Origin of the sequence: Massilia pinisoli (assembly GCF_024753285.1) — a bacterium.
Taxonomy (GTDB): domain Bacteria; phylum Pseudomonadota; class Gammaproteobacteria; order Burkholderiales; family Burkholderiaceae_D; genus Telluria; species Telluria pinisoli.
This window is the reverse complement of the sequence record NZ_JANUGW010000014.1, coordinates 14,931-37,238: the sequence shown is the minus strand read 5'-3', so window position 1 is coordinate 37,238 and position 22,308 is coordinate 14,931. Positions and strand designations below refer to the sequence as shown.

Here is a 22,308-nt window from a genome sequence, read left to right as displayed (position 1 = left end):
GTTCACCGCTCCTGCTCGGGCACCGCAAGGGCGCCAAACCTCAATAAATTGATATCGTATTTGGAAACGTATGAGTTCAGGACCGGAATCCAATTTGGCCACGCCCGCAACTGAAGGGCAGCCTTCGTTCCCGCGCAAGAACCGGCGCGTTGCGCTGGGCGTCGTATTGCTCATCCATCTGGCCTTGCTGACCGCCATGCTGCTGTCGCGGGCGCGCCGTCCCACGCCGCCGCCGCGCGCCGTAGACATGGTCCTGCTCCAGGACAAAGTACCGGAAAAAAAGATTTCCGAGCCTCCGCCAGCCGTAAGCGATATGGTCCCTCCCACCATCGCTCCGCCCCCGATTGCCCCGCCGCCAGTGGTCGACGTCGTACCCGACGCCATCCGGGGCCCGGCTCCTGTCCCGGCACCGGCACCGGTTCCTGTCCCGGCCCCGCCTCCGCCTCCGCCCGCCCCAGAGCCCGCGAAGGAAGCCGTGGCCAGCACGCCCCCCAAGCTGTTCGAAGAATGCGCCGATGCGTCGGATCGGCATATGGTCGCCGACGTGTATCGTCTCAATGTCGGCACCCGATCGGTGTCCGAAATGCGCCGACGCAAGCCGGTCAAGCGCGTCTGCCTGGCCCAACTCAATATCACGCCGCGCTCCTTCCAGGAAGGCTTTCCCGGCATGGGCTCGACGAATGAATGGTTCGGGATGGATATTCGCTTCACCGTCAACATTGCGGAAACCGCCACGTGGGAACTGATGCTGTTGGCCGACGATGGTGCCATTCTCAGCATCGACGATGAAAACGTGATCGACAACGATGGCATCCACGCGCCGACACCCGTGGCGACCACCGTAAAGCTGGAAAAGGGCTTGCGCAATTTCCGCGTGCGTTACTTCCAGGGCCCAGGCCCCGATCTCGCGTTGATGCTCGCGTGGAAAAAGCCCGGTGCGGCGGATTACGGGTACTTGCCGCGCAGCCTGATAGGGCGGCCGCCGGCCAGCATGCTGCCGCCGATCCAGTCGAAGGAGTAATAGGCGCCGCCGGTTGGCGGGCCTGGCCTGGCAACCACAGCAACGACCGTCACACGCTGACGGCCACGCCGATGGCAGACCGTGAGCGTTCGCCGCGCCACTGCGCCCGGCTACCGTCTGCAAGGGAGCGGCCGAACCGGCACGCCCCTGATCTCCTTTGCCACTGTCCTGGACTCCAGCGGGGACGCGCCGCGCTGATGTTTGCTTGCACCGTCGAGCTGAGCTACGCGACTGCAGGATCGATACCGGCGCAACCGGCGCGCTGGTATCGCTTGTTGCACTGTCGTGGCGTTGCGGCGTCGCGCGTCGGAACTGAGGCTGGGGCGAAGAACTGCCGATGGAAAAAGCAGGGGGAGATGGCTACCCACCCTCTCCCCCTGACGTTTGCTGACACCACAAACGGACAAAAGCGCGGGACGTGCCCGCGTCAACTTCTAGCCGCGTTGCGGCATGCGCCGGGCCAGGATCAGGGCAAGCAGGCCGATCCCCAGCACCAGCGGCGAGGCCGGAACGGGCACCGTGCCGGAGGCGACGGCGGTGGTGAAGTCGTCCATCACATACCAGCCGCTGTCGCGTGTGATGGTCAGCATCGCCACGTTGGCGAACCCGCCGGTGACCCACCGGTAGCTGTCGCCGATGGCGATATTGCCAGTGGTGCCGATCAGCTGGTTGAGGGCGTCGTAGGCGGTGACGGTGATCCAGCCAGCCTTGTCGCCGGCGCCTTCCGGCGTGGCGAACCAGGCACCGGCGAAATTGAAGCCGACGGCGCTGCTGATGCTGATCTGGTCGTCGCCAAAGCCATTGACGGCGAAATTGGCGCCGGAATGGGCGGCGTTGGCGTAGCCGTCGATGCCGCTGTCGCCCGCGAACCAGCCGGCACCCCAGGAGAGGCTGGCATAAGGACTGGCGTCGGAGAGGCTGGTGAAGTCGCCTTCGGTGATGACATCGTCGAACCCGATCACAGCGGCATGGGCGCCGCCGGCCAGCATCAGGCTGGAGCTAGCGAACAATGCGCAGAGAATTTTTTTCATGTGAATACCTTATGACGGACGGTTATTGAGCCAATTTAATCGTTGCTCGTTTGATGGTAACGGAACCTGTTTTTGCGAAGAATTGGATACCTAGCCCTACCGCATTCTGGATCCCAAAGGCAGAACACGTGAATTCTGTATCTTGACCTGCAACCAATGTTTTATAGCCAGTCCAGCAATTCCACTCAGAAGCAGCCCAGCCGTCGGAATAAGTAAAGAACTGGAACAAGCCATCCATCCCGCCGTTTCGATCCGAAACAAACGCCTGATCAAAATTAAGGACCACTTTCAAGGTTGCGCCACTCCAGTTAATTGGATGCGCAAAATTATAAGTAGCAGCCGCCCCCGCCTGGTTGACTGTAGCTTGCATATACGCGGTCGAACTGGTATCCGCGGCGTCATTACCCACGGTCCAGCTATGTGGACGATTACTCAGTCCGAAAAGCTTTCCGGCGCCTACCAACATTGCATCAAGCACTTGTGGATCACCCACGGCCGGCGTGACACGGTCAAATAACAGACCTTCCGCCATCCCGATCTCCCATGCGAATGGCAAGAGACCGTGTGCAAGCGCCGACTGGGTGACGACTTGATAGAAATGTTCCCTCGAAGCGAGATGCAGATCCAGGTCAGCGCAAACTTCCTGGGAACGCTTCATCGCAGCGAACTCCCCCAACACCACTGGGATGCCTCGGTCCACGAATTTGGTTTTCATTTTGGCAAACTGCGCATCGGTATAAGCCTCTTCCATGAGCGGAAGCTTCCCGGGTGAGTTGCGGTACGTATCAGTCAGCGATTTGTAGCCGTCACCCCAGTAACATTGCATCTGTGACCAGTCGGTATCTTCTGCAAGGTTAGAAAAAGCCCCGGGGTAGTAATGAACTTCAGCCATTTGGCGACCCGGTACCGTGTCGGTCGGCATGCCATTCCAATTATCGTAAGTCATATCGATGTCGGTTCTGAGGCCCTGGAGCACCAGCACGCGATAAGCGTTCCTACCGCCCGTCGAACGAACCGCATTCACAAATGTCTGGTGATAACTGTCGAGAACCTTGACTTGGTCCGGCGTGATCGCATCGGGCTCGTTGGCGCTGGCAAACAGGACATGCTCGTCAAAGTCGCGCAGCTTCGTGGCGATTTGCTCCCAATAGGCTTTCTGTTTGGCATTAACCGCGACTTTACTCGCAAAGTTAACGTTCCTCTCCAACCAACCTCCATCCCAATGGATATTCACGATCGCGTAGAGTCCGTTATCCACTGCGTACTGCACCACTTGCTTCACGCGGTCGAGCCAAGCGTCACTGATTTTTCCAGTGGTCTGATCGGCATACTGATCCCAGGATACGGGGATCCGAATCGCGTCGAAACCGCTGTCCTTTACCAATTTCACATAGGCGGCAGACACTTCCGGATTGCCCCAGCAAGTCTCTGACGCTGGCGTGCAACCGTACGCTTCCAACGTATTTCCAATGTTGGTGCCCAGCTTTATCTTGGCAGCCAACTGGGTAGCGTTACTGCTCATGCCAGTCGCATTCGGCGCAATTGGACTGGTGTTATAGCTCGGATAAAGAGGAGGCGGAGGCGGAGGCACCTGCGTGTTGCAGATGTCGCCGAACACGAGCGGAATCGGGCCAGGTTTCTCCGAATACTGGCTGAAGAGGACGCGGAACGACACGGTCTGGCCCGGGTTGATGACGCTGTTGCCGTCGGGCGTCGCCGTGTAGGTCGGCTTGCTGCCCGTGATCGTCCCGCCATAGATCGCATTCACCTGGGCGTCGTCTTCATAGGTCCAGTTCACCGACCAGCCGTTGATGACCGAGCTGCCGTTGTTGGTGATTAGCACGTCGGCGGCCCCGCCGCCCCACCAGATGAAGGGAGTCAGGACGTATTTGCAATCGGCGAACTTAGGCGGCGGCACATACACCTGCGGTGTCACCGGGACGTCGCCGGCCGGGTCGATCCTGCCATAGGCGATGCCGCGGCCGGCGGTGCTCATGTAGACCGTGCCGTACGTGTTCATGTCGCCGGTGATCCAGCCCGTCTGTGGGCCGCCATATTGATGGGCATCGTCGTTGACGCGCACCCAGCTGGCGCCCTGGTCGATCGAGCGCAGCAGGCCGCGCGCGCTGCTCACCGCGCCCCACATGTACAGGGTCGGATGGCTGGCGCCCGGCGCCTCCTTGCCCAGACCTAAAGTCTCGCAAGAGCTGATCGTGCTCACCTTGGTGAAGGTGACACCCGAGTCGGTCGAGTGGGAAAGGCCGCCCGAGTTCAGGCATGCCCACAGGTCGCCCTCGACGCCGGGAGTGGCGCGCAAGATCGTCGAACCGCCGGCGGCCAGCTGGGCTGCGGGACTGAACGAGACGCCGCCATCGGTGCTCACCAGCAGTTTGCCGGTGCCGCGGTCGTACACGTAGAACTTGGCCGGATTGACCGGGTCGGCCACCGGGCGCGCGTTGTTCACGGACAGGCCGGCGACCTGGGTCCAGTTGACGCCGGAATCGGTCGAGCGATAGGTGGTGGTCGAATTTTCCGGGCTATGCAGCAGCACGTAGCCATCCGCCGACAGGGCCGCGTTGCCCTTCGGCGCCATGATGGACGGCGCTTGCACCCAGTTCGCCCCCCTATTGGTCGACGTGTAGAGCGAATTGCCCACCCGCGCCATCACGTTCGGGTTCTGGGTGGCAACCGCCAGGCCGGTGGTGGTTCCCATCGTCGGGCTGTGTTGCAGGCCGTACTGGTCCGGCGCATCCTGGATGAAGCCGTCAAAGTCGCCGAGGACCGATACCAGCGGCCCGTTCGGGATGCTCTCGGCGGAGAATGCGACGGTCTCTTCGATCCCGCGCACGTCGTACTTCCAGCTGCTCTTGGGCGCGTCGATGTCGCTCGTCTTGAACAGGCCGTTGCCCGACACCACCCACGCGCTCTTCGGATCGAAGGGGTCGAACTCGATATCGGCGGCCCAGTGGATCGCCTGCTTCGAGATCCAGTCGATGCCATTCGGATCGACCGTCATGCCGCGGTCCATCAGGTCGGTCCAGGTGCGCCCGGCGTCGACCGACGTGAAGATCCGGTCGCCCCAGGTTGGTGCCGGGTCCTGCCGCTGCAGCAACCAGGTGTTGACGGTCGAGGCGACCAGGCGCTTGGGATTGGTCGGGTCGACGCTGATGCCGCCGAACGCCATGTTCTTGCCGGCCGGCGTCACATTGGTCCAGGCGCCGCCAATGGTGTTGTATTCCCAGATCTGGCCGTGGTCCAAAGGCTCGCTCGCCGATCCCCCGTGCGGCCCGGCGCCGTTGCCGTAGGTCAGGTACAGGCGGCCTTTGGACGTGAGCGCCGCGCGCTGCGGTATCAGGCCGACGGGCGCGCCGGCCACGGGGGCGAAGGTGACGCCGCCATCCTTGCTCAAATACAGGTTGGGGCCGACCGAGCCGTAACGCGACACGCCGACGAAGATGCGCTTGGCAGTGCCTTGCGTGACACTGGTGGGATCGAGCAGCACGAAGCTGATGCCAACACCGTTGGGCGTGTCGTTGACGTTGAACCCATTGACGCGGCTCCATGTCGCGCCCGAATCGATGCTCTTGAACAGGCCATTGTGGCGCGTGCCCACGAACAGCACATTGCTCGCACCCGGGTCGACTTGCAGCCGCTCGCCGGTCCCGCGGCCCATGCCGTTGCCGTGCGCCTTGAACTGACTGGTCACGTCGGTAACGGTGAAGGTCTTGCCATAGTCGGTCGAGCGCAGGATGGCGGTTTTGCCGCCGTTGAAGTATTCGGTGCCGACCAGCATGTATAAATTGGCCGCGTTGCGCGGGTCGATCGCCAGCGATTCCACGCCCATCAGGCCCACGTCGGCCTGGGACAGCCAGTCCGTCAGCGCGATCCAGCGGCCGGTCTGGCTGTCGTAGCGGTAGGCGCCGCCCACATCGGTGCGCGCGTAAACGACGCCGCGCTCGCTCTTGCTGGTCACGATACCCGAAACGAAGCCGCCGCCGCCGATTGCAACGTTGTCCCATTTGTAATTTTCAGCCGCAGCATTCAGCGATACCAGCATGCATGCAGCCAGGCCGGTCATTATCTTGCTTCTCACATACATTACCGTCTCCATTTATATTTGCGCCGCCCCTCCTGCCGCCACCGTTGGCAGGGCCCCGTTTGAAATCGTTTTCGCGGACATTGAAAAGTCTACGAGGAGATCAAAGAGATCGAAGAGAGGCACATGGCATTTATGGCTATAAAAGTATCTGAGTGCAGATCTTTTAGTAACTTTAAATAAGAGTGCTAAGCACGAGTGATGGATGACTGCGCCGCCGTGGCATGGATCGAGGAAAAAGATGTCGTGGCGGTGCCCCGCCGGAACGCTGACGTCCGACTTTTTCGGGTCAGTTCAAACGGCGGGCTGTTTTGGCCGTACTGCTGCGTTAGATAATCAACGGCACGGACCTGGCGGGCAGAAAAGGATACGGAGGATAAGCACCGAAATAGCGCGAATGGTGAAGATATTACAAGGTGCAGATAATCGCATTGATGCTGCACTACTTTGCATTCGATGTGCTGCGACGGCGGCGCCACCGCTGGCGCACAGGTGGCGGTCGGCCCGAACTACGCCCTTTTAAAGCGAGCAATATCAAAATCTGCACGAATACCGGTAGCAGCCATGCAGAATTTTCGCCGGAGGCCGTCACGGCAGGCGGCGGCGCGTTTTGGCGTGTAGTTTTGCCGAAATATTTGCGATAGACTCGGTCGGATTGCTGGATCGGTTGGCGGACTTGCCCGTCCCGCAAGCGAAAACAAGCATATTGTTGACAGCGCCTGACGGTAAGTTTTCGATTCTTTGGAACAGCAGCTTCCGTTACCGTGAGAAGCGCGATTACTGATTAAGCTTCATAAAATTTTGCCTTACAGCCGGCGTCGTACAAGAAACCGGCTTTTCAGCTGATGAACTACCACTCGCTAAACACTCGCAAAACTTAAAGTTCCACTCTTCGGTTTCCGCTTGAAAATAACTTCAGACTTGTTTTAGACCTGTCGCGTGGCATATCGGAGGTACTGCGCTTGCTTTCCCTTCCATCAGTGGCTTATTGAACTCGTAAACAACCTCGTTGATGGCAAGATGCGATCCGGCTCCCGCGCTTAAACCGCCTGTTCCGCTACGCATTCCGCCCCCTATTTTCCGACCCTAATGAAAAAAACGCCCCGCTCCGCTCTCGTTCTCTTGTCCATGTTGGCTTCGCTGCCCACGGTGTCATTCGCGCTCAACCCGGTTGTTCAAACGATGTATACCGCCGATCCGGCTCCCATGGTCCATAACGGCACGCTTTACCTGTTTTCCAGCCACGATCAGGATGTCGGGGAAAAGAACAACTTCAACATGAAGGACTGGGTGCTCGCCACGACGACGGACATGGTGAACTGGACCCAGCATGGCGCGATCGCCTCCCTCCGGGATTTCCCCTGGGCCGCCAAGGAAATCTCCGGCTGGGACGGTTTCGACAACGGCGCCTGGGCTCCCCAGGCGATCGAGAGGGATGGCAAATGGTATCTCTATGCCCCGGTGCAAGGCCGGGGCATCGGCGTGCTGGTGGCCGACAATCCCCTCGGCCCCTATACCGATCCCATCAAAAAACCGCTGATCGCGGGCCACGCCGGCGGCCTGTACGACAGCATCGACCCGACCGTCTACATCGACGACAAGGGCCAGGCCTATCTCGCCTGGGGCAATCCCAATTTGTGGTCGGTGAAGCTGAACAAGGACATGATTTCCTACGACACGAGCGTCGGCGAGAATGGCATCATTCGCCATCCCATGACCGTCAAGGCCTTGGGCGAACGCAATCCTCCGGACACACAAGGTGTGACGCTGCCGAAGCCCGCTTTGCGCGGCACATCGTACGAAGAAGGTCCCTGGCTCTATCAGCGCAAGAACCTCAATTACCTGTTTTTTGCAGGTGGCCCCATCCCCGAGCATCTCGCCTACGCCACCGGCCCCACACCCGAAGGCCCGTGGACCTACGGCGGCGTCGTCATGAGCCCGCAAAGCGCCTTCACCAACCACCCGGGCGTCGTCGACTTCAAGGGCAAGACCTACCTCTTCTACCACAACGCCGCGCTTCCGGGAGGCGACGGCTTCAAACGTTCCGTGTGCGTCGACGAGTTGAAGTTCAACCAGGATGGCTCGGTCCAGATGGTACAGCCGACCAGGGAAGGCCCCGCACCGGTCGCGACCCTCGATCCCTACAAGCGCGTCGAAGCCGAGACCATTGCGTGGTCTTCCGGTGTCAAAATCGAGCCCAGCAGCGCCGGCGGCCAGAATGTGCGAGACATCCATGACGGGGCCTACATCCAGGTGCGCAATGTCGATTTCGGCGCGGGCGGCGCGCGCGCTTTCATGGCCAGCCTCTCCAGCACGGCCAAGGCGAAGGCGGCCACAGGAGCGAAGATCGAGATTCGTTTAGGCAAGCTCGATGGCCAGTTGATCGGCACGCTGCCGGTCTCGGGAACCGGCGGCCAATGGAAGCCGCAGTCTGTCCGGGTCGCCGCTGTCTCCGGCGTCCAGGATGTCTACTTCGTGTTCCGCGGCGCGGCCGGCGAAGAACTGTTCAAGTTCGATTACTGGCAATTCTCCCATCGCGACCGGCGCGCGGACCAAGCGGCCAATTAAGGAAGCCGGGCAGGAGTCGACAGATCGGCTCGACACTTTGACAGCGGCACTACCCGAGCTACAGTGCCGCGCTAATACTGGAGGAAGCATGCTCAAGAACACCCTGGTCGCTGCGATCGCGTTGGCCCTGCTGGCCGTGGCCCACGCCGCGCCGGCCACCCGCCCCGCGCCCGCACCGTCCACCTGGACGCCCGACAACGGCAACGGCACGTACACCAATCCCATCTTCTACGACGAGTTCTCCGACCCCGACCTCATCCGCGTGGGCGACTGGTTTTACCTGACGGGCACCACGATGCATTCGATGCCGGGCCTGCCCGTGCTGCGCTCGAAGGACCTCGTCAACTGGGAATTCGTGACCTACGTGGCCGACCGGCTCGACTTCGGACCCGCCTACCGCCTGGAGGAGGGGAAGGATATCTACGGCCAGGGCATCTGGGCCCCCAGTCTGCGCTACCACAACGGTACCTTCTACATCTTCACGAACGTCAACGGGCGCGGCACGCAGGTCTATTCCGCCACCGATCCGCGCGGGCCGTGGAAGCACCACGAGATGAAGCGCGGCCTGCACGACCTGTCCGTGCTGTTCGACGACGACGGCCGCACCTGGGTCGTGTGGGGTCACCAGGACATGCACCTGGCCCAGCTGAACGACGACCTGACCGACATCGTGCCAGGCACGGAGAAGGTCCTGTTCGCCAAGGACGCCGGCATGGGCGAAGGCGCGCACTTCTACAAGATCAACGGCAAGTACTACATCATCTCCGCCAACTACATGGGTGGGTTCCGCACGCCGGCCGCGCGCGCCGACCACGTCGACGGCCCCTACGAAGTCAACCAGACCATCAGCCAGGACGAGGATTTCGGCGCCCTGCCGGCGAACATATTCGGGGGCGACCGCGAGCACCCCACCATCTACCCGGCGCGCCCGACCGCCAAGCACCGGGCCACGTTGCACCAGGGCGGAATCGTGCTGACCCAGGCCGGCGAGTGGTGGGGCTTCTCGATGATGGACGCCAACTCCGTCGGCCGACTGTTGGGCCTGTCGCCGGTCACGTGGAAGGACGGCTGGCCGTGGTTCGGCCTGCCGGGCAACCTGACCCGCACGCCGCGCACGTGGACCAAGCCGAAGACGGCCGCGCCGCAGCCTGTGCGCGTGCCATTCGAACGCAGCGACGATTTCTCCGGCACCACGCTCAAGCCGATCTGGGAGTGGAACCACGCGCCTGTCGATGGCAAGTGGTCGCTGGCCGAGCGCCCCGGCTTCCTGCGCCTGCACACGCTGCCGGCAACGTCGTTCTGGGACGCGCGCAACACCCTGACGCAGCGTGCCATCGGCCCCCAATCGACGCCGACCGTCAGCCTGGATGTCGCCGGTCTGCAAGTGGGCGATGTCGCCGGTCTCGGGCTGCAAAACCTGCCGTACGCGGCGCTGGGCGTAGAACGCACGGCGGACGGCCTGCATCTGGCGCTGGTGGACCAGGGCCGCGGCACCACGGTGCGGGTTCCACTCGACCTGCCGCTCGACCAGCAGGGTGGTGCCGCCCAGCGCGTGTGGCTGCGCGCCGACTGCAATTTCTTCACCGAGCAGGCGCGCTTTTCGTACTCAACCGACGGCAGCCGTTTCGTCCCGGTCGGGGAACCGTTCACGATGGTGTACCAGACCATCACTTTCCAGGGCATCCGCTACGGCCTGTTCGGCTACAACACGACGCAGCGCGAAGGCGGCTGGGTCGACGTGGACGCGGTCGATGTGGCCCAGCCCTACCCCCGCGGCCTGATGCGCCCCATCCCGTATGGGCGCGCGGTGCAGTTGACCGCATTCGGGCGCGACGACGGCCTGCATGGCGACGGTGCAGGTCTTGGCCGTGGCGTGCCGACGTCGTTCAAAGTGCGCGACATGGGACTGGGCCGGGCCGCGCTCGGCGTGGGCTCGCGCTGGCTGAGCGTGGATGACGCGGGCAAGGTGGACCTGCGCGCCGGACGGCCAGGTGCGGCCCAGAGCTTCCAATGGATCGAGACGCCGACCGGCGAACTGGTGCTGCTGTCGCTCGTCACGCACCGCTACCTGCGCATCGATCCGGCCACGGGGACGATCACGGCCGACAGCCCCGGCCCCGTCCCCGACGGCAGTGACGGCGTGCGCCTGGTGTGGCGCACGGCCGGGAGCTGAACCCAGCCGCTGAAACGCGGCCGCCACGTCGGCCGCTGTTTCAGGCCACGTAGTCCTCGCGCGCGACCGCACGCGAGGACCTTCACTTCGCCCCCCGCGATGGCGCAGACAACGATCGCGCAACCTTGACCGGGATCCTGTTCGTCTTGAAGACAGAAATATCTGCCATGTAAACTCGGCTGCGGCAGCGCGATGACGCGCTGGCGTCGCCTTCACGAATGGATGCAAGCAGGCGTTTGGCTGCGTGTCCGTCGTGGCTCAGTTAATTCGAATGTTTTCATACCGGTAGCAATTCTGCCTTCGCAGCATTACTCGATACCGCGGGTCAGGCGCCGATCTTCACTTGGCATCGGAGACCTGGGCAGTCGGGCATCGTGTAGTGCTCACCCGGAGCAAGTAATTTGGCTGCCCTGGCATCGAACGCCATGTATTTGCTCCCTTCGCAGTGTTGACTTCATGCCACGGAAGACCGTGTACGGTCTGCCCTGAAGTCCGTCCTTGGGCGCCTTCGGATTGTCGGTTCCGTGTGCCTGGGCGTAGGCTCGGCGTAGCTTTTCACGTATACTTGCCGCCCTTGCATCGCGCACCGCAGGTCGACCAAGGGCCATGGTAAAGTGCGTGTCTGGCGACAGCTGCTCGGCCACCTGGCATTGAGCCCATCGCGCTCCCAGCAAGGAGGCCGGCGTAGCTTTTGACCGTCAGCGACACCGGTTTGCTCCCTCCGCGTAGGTTCGACTGCAGAGCATCGAAAAGCGGCGCCAATCCGTGAAGCGAAGCGATGCCGCCTGATGCGTTGTGATGCGATCGAGAGCCGCGCGAGCCAAAGGAATGCGCAACAACATCATGAAGTTAGACGACGAGATGCCGTTAGATCAACAAGTTACCAAACCCGGAAAAAGCCAGCACACCCCGATGATGCATGGGGGTGTTCTCGAGTGAGAGCCCGGGATAAGCAGGGAAACCTACGCCAGATGCTACGCCAGCAAAGCGGGACGCCCGGCTGGTAGCGACACCTTGCATTTGCCGCCCTCACTAACCTGGGCCAGCTCAAGCGCCGCCCCCGGCGGCGCAAGACCATGCAGGATGACCTGTCAGCGACGGCGTCATCAATAGGCGGTCACCAAACCATCGCCGACATAGACCTTGAACCGCCGGATTCGTCCCCTCACGCCGTCCGGTCCCTGGCGCGGCGTGTAGCGCAGCCCGGCCACCTCAACCTCCTTCCCCAGGTCGATCACGAGCCGGTGCGGATGCGTGGCCGTACCGGACGCGGTCAGCCAGTAATCGCTGTTCTGGCCATTGATCGCGTTCAGCGCGCCGCCATCCTCCTTCGCCGCTTCCTCGCTGCTGACGTAGGCGATGGTCCAGGAGGACTGCTCGATCGTCTTGCCGTCCTTGCCCAGCAGGGCGAGTTCGGCCACGGCGGCGAACTGCTTGCCGTCGAAGGCGTCGAGCGACTCCAGGCAGAACTGGCGTCCGTGCGCCGGCGCGGCGAAGCGCACGTCCTGCGTCGCGGAGCCGGGCGCGAACACGCCCTCGTGAATCGGCGCGACGTCGTCCAGCCGCACGGTCGCGGTGGACGGCGGGCGTGGCAGGTCGCGCTCGCGGTGCAGGTGGTCGAGGATCGGCGTCGCCAGGCCGGCAATGCGCGCCATGCGCGGTCCGGTAAGGTCCAGCACGACGACCTCGTTGCGGCCTTTCCTGACCCACGGTCCCGGCAGATACATGGTCTGCGTGGGCCCGATGCTCCAGTAGCGCCCGAGGCAGCGGCCGTTGACCCACACGATGCCCTGGCCCCAGCCGGACATGTCGAGGAAGGTGTCCGCCGCGCGGCCCGTGTCGAAATGGCCGCGCCAGAACGCGGCGCTACGGCAAGCGCCACGTTTGAACGCCAGCGGCGGCAACACGCCGTCGGCATCGAAATCGATGGCGCGGATCTCCCAGTTTTCGAGCGGCTGCGCCGGACCATCGTGCGGTTTGAAGGTGACCGGGCCATGCACGCCCTTGCGGTCGTGGATCTCGATGCCGAAGTTCACCCGTGCGATCGTGTACAGGAGGATGTCGACAGTCGCCGGCCTGCTCCGCGCCGGCAGCTCGACCTTGAAGCGGTGATGACGCGCGTCCAGCGTGCCCACAGCCTGGCCGTCGACGTGGACCCACGCCAGGTCGCGCACCTTCGCGGCTTCCAGCACGCCGGCGGGACCGGCCGGCAGGGTCACGCGATACGCAACGAGGCCACGGCTGATGTCGTAGTGCTCGATCGGCCGCGGCGACACGTCGCGGATCGCGCGCGCGGGCAGGCTCGCCGCCACCGGCACGGAGTCGCTCAGCGCGAACGCCGGGATCGTCATCACCGGATTGCGCGGCGGCGATTCCGGCAGCGTTTCGCCCGGCGCCAGGAACGGCGTCAGCGCGTTGCGGTAGGCCGTGAACTTGTCGCCGACCCAGCCCGCTTCACTGATCGGCGCATCGTAGTCGTAGCTGGTCGTATCGGGCCGCATCGGACGGTCGGAGCCGCCCCACAGGCCGAAGCTCGTACCTCCATGCGCCATGTACAGGCTGAACGAACCGTTCGCCTTCAGCATCGCGACGAGGTCCGCCACGGCGCCCTCGACGCCGCCGCGCCGGTGCGGCGTGCCCCAGGTGTCGAACCAGCCGGAGTAATACTCGCCGCACATGCGCGGTCCTTTCTGCACGGTGTCCAACGCCTTGAAGCCGGCCGCGGGATCGGTGCCGAAATTCGCGACCTGGAACAACCCGGGAATGTGCGTCTTGACGACGGCATTCGTCGGATTGCACTGGAACAGCGGCACCTCGAAGCCCGCGTCCACCGTCGCCTGGCGCATGGTCCGCATGTAATCCAGGTCGCTGCCGAAGAAGCCGTATTCGTTCTCGACCTGCACCATCAGGATGCCGCCACCGCGTGTCACCTGCAGCGGCGCGAGGACGCGCCCCACTTCGTTCAGCCAGCGCCTGGCCGGCTCCACGTAGTGCGGGCTGCGGGTGCGCAGGAACGCGTCGCCGGGCTGCTTCAGCAACCACCACGGCAGGCCGCCCATCTCCCATTCGGCGCAGGCGTAAGCGCCGGGACGCACGATCACCCACAGGCCTTCCGCGTGCGCCAGGCGGCAGAACTCGGCGGCGTCGCGCTGGCCGGTCCAGTCGAATTTCCCTTCGCGCCATTCGTGGTAGTTCCAGAACAGGTAGGCGCAGACGGTGTTGAGCCCCATCGCCTTGATCGATTTCAGGCGATTGACCCAGTACTCGCGCGGCACGCGTGCGAAGTGGATCTCGCCGCAGCGGATCTGCAGCGGCTTGCCGTCGAGGAGGAAGTCGTCGTCGCCGATTGCGAAGCGCTGCGACGCGCCCGCGTCGATGACTTGCGCCCGCGTCGCGGCGGGCAGCCAGGCGCAGCCGACGGCGGCGGCGGCGGCCATGCCCTGCACGAGGCGGCGGCGTGGGGTGTTCATTGTCATATCGTTCGTCTCCTGTTGTCATGCGGCCGCATTCGACCAAGCCTTCACGAATGCGCGCGCGCGGCGGGCGATGTCGTCCGGCGTCACGCCGGGCTGGTACAACGCACCGCCGATGCCGAAGCCGGTGGCGCCGGCGCGCACCCAGGCGGCCATCGAGTCTGGCGTGACGCCACCGACGGGCCACAGCGGCGTGTCGGGCGGCAGCACGGTGCGGGTGGCCTTGAGGCCGGCCGTGCCGACCATCTCGGCCGGGAAGATCTTCAGCGCGTGGGCGCCCGCCTCGAGCGCGGCGAAGGCCTCGGTCGGCGTGGCGACGCCCGGCGCGCACAGCATGCCCAGCGCCACGCCGCGCCGGATCACGGCCGCATCGCAGTTCGGCGCCACGAGCAGCCGTCCGCCTGCGGCGTACACGGCATCCACATGGTCCACGCTCAGCATCGTGCCGCCGCCGACCAGCGCGCCGGGCGGCGCCAGCGCCGCGAGAATGCCGATGGCTTCCAGCGCGCCCGGCCGGTTCAGCGGCACTTCCAGCAGGCGGATTCCCGCATCGAACAGTGCGGCGCCGATCGCCGGCGCCTCGGCCGGCGCGAGGCCGCGCAAGATTGCCACCAAGGGCATGTCGAAGTGATTGGTCACCATGATCGTCCGTCGTGAATGAAGTGTTGAAGGGCCGCCAGGAAGACCTGGTCGGGATCGAGCGCGACGGCATGCCGGCCGAAGTGCGCGGCCGCATGCGCGTAGCGCCCGGCCAGCGCATCGGAGGCGATCAGGTGCAGCGGGCCGGCATCGGCGCCCAGCCCGGCCGCGACGAACTCCGTCCCGATCAGCAGGCCGCTCACGTACGACCGCACCTGTGGAGCTGCCATGCGCCCCGTGACGGCCCGCGCCCGTACGCCGAACAGGCTGTGGGTCAGCGGCGCGCGGCGCTGCGCGTCCCGCAATCCGTCCGCGAAGGCGTCGTCGTCCGCGGCGTCCCCCGTCATCAAAGTGCGCAGCGTCCCGTGCGCCCCCAGCAGCGCGAACAGTTCCCCCGTCATGAAGGTGGACAGCCGTTCCACCCTGCCCGCGCGGAGATGCACCCATTTGCTGTGCGTGCCGGGCAGGACGATCCAGCCGTCGCGCACGCCCGCCCCCAGCAGCTGCGTTTCCTCGCCGCGCATCACGTCCACGTCCGGCACATCGCCGGCATACCCCGGTACGATCCGGCAGCGTGGGGCGTCGCGCACGGCGACGAGGTGACGCGGCAGGTCGGCCAGCGCCACGTCGGTGTCCAGATACGGCACTTCCTGCCAGCCGGAGGCCGCGCCGACCATGCCCGCCATCACGACGGGTACCGCATCATCGACCTGCATCGCACGCCGCAGCGCCGCCAGCGATCCGGCGAAATCGCCCTGCACCGCCAGCAGGCCCTGGTCATCCGCATGGCGCCGCAGGCACGTGCCCGTGCGGTCGACGAGGTATGCGCGGCGGTTGCTCGTGCCCCAGTCGATGCCCAACAGGTAGGCCTCCATCGTGCTCACCATTCGGCCACGCTGCCGTCGGCGTGGCGCCACAGCGGGTTGCGCCAGTCGGGCGCGCCCTTGCTCGCTTCGACCACGCGTTCCTCGTCGACCACCACGCCCAGGCCGGGCCCCGGCAGCGGCGCGATATAACCGTCGACGAGGTGGAAGTCGTCCTTGTTGACCACATAGTCGAGCAGCTCGGCGCCCTCGTTGTAATGGATGCCCATGCTCTGTTCCTGGATGACCGCGTTGTACGCGACGAAGTCCAGCGCCAGGCAGGCGGCCAGCGCGACGGGCCCCAGCGGGCAATGGGGCGCGATGGCCACGTCGTAGGCTTCCGCCATCGCCGCGATCTTGACGCATTCCGTGATGCCGCCCGCGTGCGACAGGTCCGGCTGCACGATGGCCAGGCCGCCGCGCTCGAACACATGCTTGAATTCGAAGCGAGAATACATGCGCTCGCCGGCCGCCAGCGGGATGAAGGTGGCGTCGGCGAGGTGGGCGTAATGCTCGTACTGCTCCGGCAGCACCGGTTCCTCCACGAACAGAGGCCGGAACTGCTCCAGTTCGCGCAGCAGCGGTTTGGCCATCGGCGCCGCGACGCGGCCGTGGAAATCGATGCCGAATTCGATCTGCGTGCCGAACGCCGCGCGGATTTCGCCGATGCGCGCCACGGCGGCGTCGATCGCCCGCGTGCTGTCCAGCATGCCGAATTCCTCGGTGCCGTTCAACTTGAACGTGTCGAAGCCGGCCTGGCGCAGCTTCCCGATGCCGGCGATGACGTCGCCCGGACGGTCGCCGCCCACCCAGCTGTATGTCTTCATCCGGTCGCGCACCAGGCCGCCCAGCAGCTCGTAGACGGGTTTGTCGAGCACCTTGCCCTTGATGTCCCACAGCGCCTGATCGATGCCGGCGATGGCGCTCATCAGGATCGGGCCGCCGCGGTAAAAGCCGCCCCGGTACATGGTGCTCCACAAGTCGTTGATGCGGGCGGGGTCCTGCCCGACCAGCAGCTCGGACAATTCGTGCACCGCCGCTTCGACCGTGCGCGCGCGGCCCTCGATGACGGCCTCGCCCCAGCCGGTGACGCCTTCGTCGGTCTCGATCTTCAGCAGGGTCCAGCGGGGCGGAACGCGGAACGTGGTCAGTCTCGTGATTTTCATGGTCAGGAAAATGGTTGTGTTGAATGTCAGCCGGCGAAGCGGCTTTCCGGCAGGCCGCGGATGCCGCCCGTGGCCAGCGCCAGCAGCGCGCCGTCCGCCGGGCCAGGAGCGGCCAGGCCGATGCGCGCGCTGCTGCAATACAGGGTGTCCGATGCGGCGCCGCCGAACGCCACGCAACTGGGCTGCAGCGCCGGCGTGGCGATGCTGCGGTCGACCCGCCCGTCCGGCGCGTACCGCACGATGCGCGCCGCTCCCCACTGCGCGTTCCACAGATGGCCGTCGGCGTCGATGCAGGAGCCGTCCGGTTCGCCCGGTCCATCCACGTGCGCGAACACGCGGTCGTTCGTCAGCAGCGGATAGTCGCAGCGGCGGATCGTGCGGGTCGGCGAATCGCAGTAGTACATCGTCGTCCCGTCCGGGCTGAAGCAGATGCTGTTGGCGATCGCCACCGACGGCAGTGCCAGCCGTTCGAGGCGCAGGCCGGCGGCGTTCAGTCGGTAGAACGATCCTATGGCCAAGCGCGGCTCGCCCTCGTGGAACGTGCCGAACACGAAATTGCCCTGGCGGTCGCAGCGGCCGTCGTTCAGGCGCGTGGGCAGGTCCGGCTCGACGTCGGCCAGCGGCGCGACCGCCCCCGTCGCGAAGTCGAAGAACGCGAGACGCGATGCGAGGCCGAGCAGCAGGCGGTCCTCGGCGCCGGTCAGCGCGAACGACGCCAGCCGCTCGGGCATGGCCCACGTGAAGGTCATCCCGCTGGCCGGATGATGGGCATACAAGGTGGCGCCGAGGATGTCGGTCCACAGCACACGCTGGCTGCGTTCGCACCACAGGACGCATTCGCCCAGCGTATTGGCGCAGTCGGTCACGATACGGGCCATCTGGCCTCCTCAAAAGGTCGGGGCATGCATTGTGGCCGGACTGCCCTCATCCATACCAATCCTGATTTCGCATGGGATCGCGTGGAAATGGCATTGGATCGCGCGCCAGGGGTTATGCGTATAATCGACGGCCACCGTTGTCCGTCCTTATCGACCCGCGTGTCCATCCCGCCCCGCCCCGCTTCCCCTTCCGCCGCCTCGGACCGCTTCGTGCGCAGCCACCTGAAAATGCGGCACCTGATCCTGCTGGTGGAACTGGGCCGGCATGCGTCGATCGTCACCGCGGCCAAGGCGGCGCGCCTGACGCAGCCCGCGGCCTCGCGCCTGATCAGCGATCTCGAACACGTGCTGGGCGTACAGCTGTTTGAACGCCTCGCACGCGGTGTCGTCCCGACGTGGTCCGGCAAGATGCTGATCCGCCGCGCCGGCGTGGCGCTGGCCGAAATGGACGCGGCCCACCTGGAAATCGCGCAGCTGCTGTCCGGACTGGGCGGCAAGGTGGAGATCGGCAGCGTGCTGACGCCGGCGGCCGCCATCCTGCCGAAGGCGATCACGCTGTTCAAGTCGCGCTTCGTCGACGCCAACGTGGCCGTCGACTTCAGCACCAGCGACGCGATGGTGGAGCGCCTGCTGGACGGCCGGCTCGACCTCGTGCTGGGACGGATCCTCGATACGGCCAATGTGCCGCTGCTCGATTTCGAACCCATCACCGACGAAGTGCATCACATCGTCGTGCGGCCCGGACACCCGCTGGCGCGGCGCACGGACCTGGGGCTGGCGGAACTGGCGCGGCAGTCGTGGATCGTGCCGCCGGCCGGCAGCATCCTGCGCGACCGGCTGACGGCGCTGTTCCTGTCCGAAGGTTTGAGCCCGCCCACCGACACCGTGGAAACCCTGGCCATCCCGCTGATCGTGCCGCTGCTGTCCAGCACCGACATGGTGGTGGCGCTGCCGCAGGAGCTCGTGCAGGCCTATCTGGATTCGGAACAGCTTGCATTGCTGCCGTTCGACCTGGGCCTGCGCATGGACGCCTACGGCATCATCACCCGCCGTGGCCACGTGCTGTCGCCGGGCGCCGAAGGCATGCTGCGCGCGCTGCGCGAAACCATCGCCGCCGACCCGGCGCTGCGCCGGCACCGGCTGAAATCCACGCCAGAATAAAGCAATCCGCTCTCCGTCGCCCATGCAGTTTTGCGCGATTCCCAAGCCGAATCAGCATGGCTCGCCGCCGTTTTGCGGTGCGGTCTTGCGAGTAAAATTCGGCAACATTCCATCGCCGGAACGGGAACACACGGAGACAAGCAATGACAACACGAAGCATCCTCATCACCGGCGCCCTGGGCGGCATCGGCCGCGCGACCGCGCTCGCCTTCGCGGCCGAAGGTGCGGCCATCCTGCTGGTGGACGCGGTGCCCGCCGATGCCGCCTTCGAAGCCACGCTGCGCGCGGCCGGCGCGGCGCAGGTCGACTTCATCCAGACCGACATCGCCGATGAAGCACAGGTGGCGCGCGCATTCGACCGCGCCGTCACCGCGTTCGGCACGGTCGACGTGCTGGTGAACATTGCCGGCATCATGATCTACAAGCCAATCGCCGAACTGACGGGCGCCGACTGGCAGCGCCTTCTGAACGTCAACCTGGTCGGGGCCGCCCTGCTCACCGGACACGCGCTGCGCACGATGCGGCCCGGCAGCGCCATCGTCAACATCGCGTCCGTGCATGCGCGCCGTACCGGGCCGCTCGTCGCGCCGTACGCGGCCGCCAAGGCCGCGCTGGTGAGCCTGACCCGCTCGGCCGCCATCGAAGGCCAGGCGCTGGGCATCCGCGTGAATGCCATCTGCCCGGGCGCGATCGAAACGCCGCTGCTGCACGCCAGCCCCACGATCAAGTCCGGCGTCGAAAAGATCGCCCCCGAAGACCTCGGGCAACCGGAAGACGTGGCCGCGCTCGCGCACTTCCTGTCGACGGATGCCGCGCGCTTCATCAACGGCGAAGACATCGTCGCCGACGGCGGCCGCATGGCCCGCCTCTGATCCTAAGGAACGACACATGATCCACGGTCACGAACCGACTCTCGACGACGGCGCGCAGGCATTGCGGCCCGCGTCAAGCATCACCCTCTGGCTGGCCGCCGCGGTCTCCGCGCTGGGCGGCCTGCTGTTCGGCTACGACTGGGTCGTCATCGGCGGCGCCAAGCCGTTCTATGAAGCCTGGTTCCGACTCACCGAACCGGGCCAGCAGGCCTGGGCCATCAGCTGCGCCCTGATCGGCTGCCTGGCGGGCGCGATGGCATCCGGCGTGATCAGCGACCGGCTCGGGCGCCGCCGCGGCCTGCTGATCGCCGCCTTCATCTTCGCCGTGTCGTCCGTCGGCACCGCGTGGGCCGGCTCGATCGACATCTTCGTCCTGTGGCGCATCGTCGGCGGGACGGCGATCGGCCTCGCGTCCGGCCTGTCGCCGATCTATATCGCGGAAATCGCGCCGGCCGCCGTGCGCGGACGCATGGTGTGCCTGAACCAGATCGCCATCGTGGCCGGGATTCTCGGCGCGCAGGTGGTCAACCTGCTGATCGCCGAACCGGTGGCGGCCGGTGCGTCGCTGGCGCAGATCGCGGCCTCGTGGAACGGCACCACCGGCTGGCGTCACATGTTCCTCGCGGCGGCGGTGCCGTCGGTCGCGTTCCTGCTCGGTTGCCTCCTGATTCCCGAAAGCCCGCGCTGGTTCGCGGCGCGCGGCGACTGGGACGGCGTCACCCGCGCATTGCACCGGCTGGGCGGCGACGATTATGCCGCCGGCGCGCTGCACGCGATCCGCACGTCGCTGGGCGCATCGCGCGGCCGCAGCCTGGTGGACGTGCTGAAGGAACCGCGCTTCGTGCGCGTGCTGGGCATCGGCATCGTACTGGCAGTGCTGCAGCAGTGGTGCGGCATCAACGTCATCTTCAACTATGCGCAGGAGATTTTCGCGTCGGCCGGCTATGCCGTGTCGGACACCCTCTTCAACATCGTCATCACCGGGGTCGTCAACAGCGTGTTCACACTGCTCGCGCTGGATACGGTGGAACGGTGGGGACGCCGCCGGCTGATGCTGCTCGGCTGCGCAGGCCTCGCCGTGGTCTACGTGCTGCTGGGCGCCTGCTACGTGGCGGGCTGGCAGGGCTGGCCGCTGCTGCTGCTCGTTGTCATGGCCATCGCCTGCTACGCGATGACGCTGGCGCCCGTCACCTGGGTCGCCCTGTCGGAGATCTTCCCGAACGAGGCCCGCGGCGCGTGCATGGCGGTGGCCACCACGGCGCTGTGGACCGCGTGCTTCCTGCTGACTTACACCTTCCCCCTGATTAACAAGAGGATGGGGACCGGCCCGACGTTCTGGCTGTATGCCGCCATCTGCGCGCTCGGCTTCGTGTTCGTCCTCAAGCGCCTGCCTGAAACGCGCGGCAAGAGCCTGGAAGAGATCGAGGACGCCTGGCGCTGAGCGCTTTCAGAGTACTGGACGCGCGCCCTGCCCACTCGCCGCGACGAGCAGGTCGAGGGCCCCCTGCAGCAATTCCCGCATCAACGCCTGCGCAAGCGCGGGCTCACCGCGGATGATGGCGTCGCCGACCCGCGCGTGGTCAGCCGTGTTGGCGCGCGCGACGCCGGCATATTCGTTGGTGCTGCGGATGCTGAAGCGCAACGTCGCTTCTGTCAGGTCGCGGAACTGGCGCATGAACCGGTTGTTACTGGCCACCAGCACGGCGTGGTGGAACGCAATGTCGGCTTCCAGCGGATCGTCGTCGCCGCCGTCAGCGGCGTTCATGCGCTCGATGGCGGCCAGGATGGCGCGCCGTTGCGGACCGGTGGCGCTGTGGGCCGCCAGCCCGGCGGCGCGCGGTTCGATCCCCATGCGCACCTCGTTGAAGTCGATCAGCAGGTCGAGCGAGAATTTCCGTTCCAGCATCCAGCGCAGGATGTCCGGGTCGAGCAGATTCCAACTGTCTTCCGGCTCGACCACCGTGCCGGCGCGCTGGCGCGACCGCAGGAGTCCCTTCCCCGTCAGCATCTTCACCGCTTCGCGCACGATGGTCCGGCTGGCGCCGTAGCGCTCGCACAGCTCCGCCTCGACGGGGAATGGCGACTGCGGCGAAAACTGCTCGGTCACGATGGCGCGCCCGAGTACGTCCACGATGCGGCGCGTCAGGTTGCTGCCGTCCGGCCTGCCAGCTTTCCCGCTCTCTATCTCAATCATGATCCCTCGTCATCGAACGCTCTGTCCATCCGAAGGATAGCAGATCGTTGCTTGGGCATGATTTGGGGAAATGCTTAATTGTATGATTTTTTGAAGAACGGCCGAGCTACAAAATTTTGGTTGAAAGCCATGCCGAATCGACATGGGTACTGAAAGCAATTTCATTGCCGTCG

At 65.1% G+C, this 22,308-nt stretch carries 14 protein-coding genes and 1 pseudogene; 7 read left to right on the top strand and 8 right to left on the bottom strand.

Features of this window, described 5'->3' with window-relative positions; translation table 11 throughout:
* Positions 1–70 precede the first annotated feature (70 nt).
* The gene (locus NX784_RS28840; protein ID WP_307736039.1) at positions 71–1,021 is read left to right on the top strand and encodes a PA14 domain-containing protein; all 951 of its coding nucleotides are present in this window, start codon (positions 71–73) and stop codon (positions 1,019–1,021) included.
* Between the two features lie 434 nt (positions 1,022–1,455).
* Here NX784_RS28840 and NX784_RS18295 read toward each other — a convergent pair whose 3' ends face one another.
* Together NX784_RS18295 and NX784_RS18290 are read right to left on the bottom strand one after the other, a co-directional pair.
* The gene (locus tag NX784_RS18295) at positions 1,456–2,052 is read right to left on the bottom strand and encodes a hypothetical protein (RefSeq protein ID WP_258818131.1); all 597 of its coding nucleotides are present in this window, start codon (positions 2,050–2,052) and stop codon (positions 1,456–1,458) included.
* A gap of 22 nt (positions 2,053–2,074) precedes the next feature.
* A complete protein-coding gene (locus NX784_RS18290; protein ID WP_258818130.1) occupies positions 2,075–6,130 on the bottom strand; it encodes a cellulase family glycosylhydrolase in 4,056 nt (1,351 codons plus the stop codon).
* A 1,107-nt stretch (positions 6,131–7,237) separates the two neighbouring features.
* Here NX784_RS18290 and NX784_RS18285 point away from each other — a divergent pair.
* The 3 genes and pseudogenes from NX784_RS18285 to NX784_RS18275 form a co-directional block, all read left to right on the top strand.
* Entirely contained in the window at positions 7,238–8,716 is a 1,479-nt protein-coding gene (locus NX784_RS18285) for a glycoside hydrolase family 43 protein (RefSeq protein WP_258818129.1), read from the top strand.
* A gap of 88 nt (positions 8,717–8,804) precedes the next feature.
* A complete protein-coding gene (locus NX784_RS18280) occupies positions 8,805–10,889 on the top strand; it encodes a glycoside hydrolase family 43 protein (RefSeq protein ID WP_258818128.1) in 2,085 nt (694 codons plus the stop codon).
* A gap of 110 nt (positions 10,890–10,999) precedes the next feature.
* Positions 11,000–11,144 (top strand): annotated as a pseudogene (locus NX784_RS18275) (IS5/IS1182 family transposase); the annotation flags it as partial.
* An 851-nt stretch (positions 11,145–11,995) separates the two neighbouring features.
* On the opposite strand, the gene NX784_RS18270 reads toward NX784_RS18275, so the two are convergent.
* From NX784_RS18270 to NX784_RS18250, 5 genes are read right to left on the bottom strand one after another with little or no spacing between them, the layout of a single operon-like run.
* Entirely contained in the window at positions 11,996–14,359 is a 2,364-nt protein-coding gene (locus NX784_RS18270) for a beta-galactosidase (RefSeq protein WP_258818127.1), read from the bottom strand.
* Between the two features lie 24 nt (positions 14,360–14,383).
* A complete protein-coding gene (locus NX784_RS18265; RefSeq protein ID WP_258818126.1) occupies positions 14,384–15,004 on the bottom strand; it encodes a 2-dehydro-3-deoxy-6-phosphogalactonate aldolase in 621 nt (206 codons plus the stop codon).
* The gene (locus NX784_RS18260; protein ID WP_258818125.1) at positions 14,998–15,888 is read right to left on the bottom strand and encodes a 2-dehydro-3-deoxygalactonokinase; all 891 of its coding nucleotides are present in this window, start codon (positions 15,886–15,888) and stop codon (positions 14,998–15,000) included. The genes NX784_RS18265 and NX784_RS18260 overlap by 7 nt, the downstream gene beginning before the upstream one ends.
* Positions 15,882–17,030: a galactonate dehydratase gene (gene dgoD / locus NX784_RS18255; RefSeq protein WP_258818124.1), complete on the bottom strand. Its 1,149-nt coding sequence runs from the start codon at positions 17,028–17,030 to the stop codon at positions 15,882–15,884. Before dgoD ends, NX784_RS18260 begins: the two co-directional genes overlap by 7 nt.
* Positions 17,031–17,056: 26 nt before the next feature.
* Positions 17,057–17,908, bottom strand: coding sequence for an SMP-30/gluconolactonase/LRE family protein (locus NX784_RS18250; protein WP_258818123.1), 852 nt, complete (start codon positions 17,906–17,908; stop codon positions 17,057–17,059).
* 159 nt (positions 17,909–18,067) lie between these two features.
* On the opposite strand from NX784_RS18250, the gene NX784_RS18245 reads away from it, so the two are divergent.
* The 3 genes from NX784_RS18245 to NX784_RS18235 all read left to right on the top strand — a co-directional run bounded on the left by NX784_RS18245 (position 18,068) and on the right by NX784_RS18235 (position 21,382).
* Positions 18,068–19,069 carry a LysR family transcriptional regulator gene (locus NX784_RS18245; protein ID WP_258818122.1) on the top strand — a complete coding sequence of 334 codons (1,002 nt, stop codon included), beginning with the start codon at positions 18,068–18,070 and terminating at the stop codon, positions 19,067–19,069.
* A 143-nt stretch (positions 19,070–19,212) separates the two neighbouring features.
* The gene (locus tag NX784_RS18240) at positions 19,213–19,941 is read left to right on the top strand and encodes an SDR family NAD(P)-dependent oxidoreductase (protein WP_258818121.1); all 729 of its coding nucleotides are present in this window, start codon (positions 19,213–19,215) and stop codon (positions 19,939–19,941) included.
* Positions 19,942–19,957: 16 nt separating this feature from the next.
* Positions 19,958–21,382, top strand: a complete 1,425-nt coding sequence (locus NX784_RS18235; RefSeq protein WP_258818120.1) for a sugar porter family MFS transporter — start codon at positions 19,958–19,960, stop codon at positions 21,380–21,382.
* A 6-nt stretch (positions 21,383–21,388) separates the two neighbouring features.
* Here NX784_RS18235 and NX784_RS18230 read toward each other — a convergent pair whose 3' ends face one another.
* Positions 21,389–22,135, bottom strand: coding sequence for a FadR/GntR family transcriptional regulator (locus tag NX784_RS18230; RefSeq protein ID WP_258818119.1), 747 nt, complete (start codon positions 22,133–22,135; stop codon positions 21,389–21,391).
* Positions 22,136–22,308 lie beyond the last annotated feature (173 nt).

Bases quoted from the DNA above. Each gene is read 5' to 3' on its own strand.
- NX784_RS18280 (WP_258818128.1), top strand. From the start codon at position 8,805: ATGCTCAAGAACACCCTGGTCGCTGCGATCGCGTTGGCCCTGCTGGCC.
- NX784_RS18270 (WP_258818127.1), bottom strand. From the start codon at position 14,359: ATGAACACCCCACGCCGCCGCCTCGTGCAGGGCATGGCCGCCGCCGCC.
- NX784_RS18260 (WP_258818125.1), bottom strand. From the start codon at position 15,888: ATGGTGAGCACGATGGAGGCCTACCTGTTGGGCATCGACTGGGGCACG.
- NX784_RS18230 (WP_258818119.1), bottom strand. From the start codon at position 22,135: ATGATTGAGATAGAGAGCGGGAAAGCTGGCAGGCCGGACGGCAGCAAC.
- NX784_RS18235 (WP_258818120.1), top strand. From the start codon at position 19,958: ATGATCCACGGTCACGAACCGACTCTCGACGACGGCGCGCAGGCATTG.
- NX784_RS28840 (WP_307736039.1), top strand. From the start codon at position 71: ATGAGTTCAGGACCGGAATCCAATTTGGCCACGCCCGCAACTGAAGGG.
- NX784_RS18290 (WP_258818130.1), bottom strand. From the start codon at position 6,130: ATGACCGGCCTGGCTGCATGCATGCTGGTATCGCTGAATGCTGCGGCT.
- dgoD (WP_258818124.1), bottom strand. From the start codon at position 17,030: ATGAAAATCACGAGACTGACCACGTTCCGCGTTCCGCCCCGCTGGACC.
- NX784_RS18265 (WP_258818126.1), bottom strand. From the start codon at position 15,004: ATGGTGACCAATCACTTCGACATGCCCTTGGTGGCAATCTTGCGCGGC.
- NX784_RS18250 (WP_258818123.1), bottom strand. From the start codon at position 17,908: ATGGCCCGTATCGTGACCGACTGCGCCAATACGCTGGGCGAATGCGTC.
- NX784_RS18285 (WP_258818129.1), top strand. From the start codon at position 7,238: ATGAAAAAAACGCCCCGCTCCGCTCTCGTTCTCTTGTCCATGTTGGCT.
- NX784_RS18295 (WP_258818131.1), bottom strand. From the start codon at position 2,052: ATGAAAAAAATTCTCTGCGCATTGTTCGCTAGCTCCAGCCTGATGCTG.
- NX784_RS18240 (WP_258818121.1), top strand. From the start codon at position 19,213: ATGACAACACGAAGCATCCTCATCACCGGCGCCCTGGGCGGCATCGGC.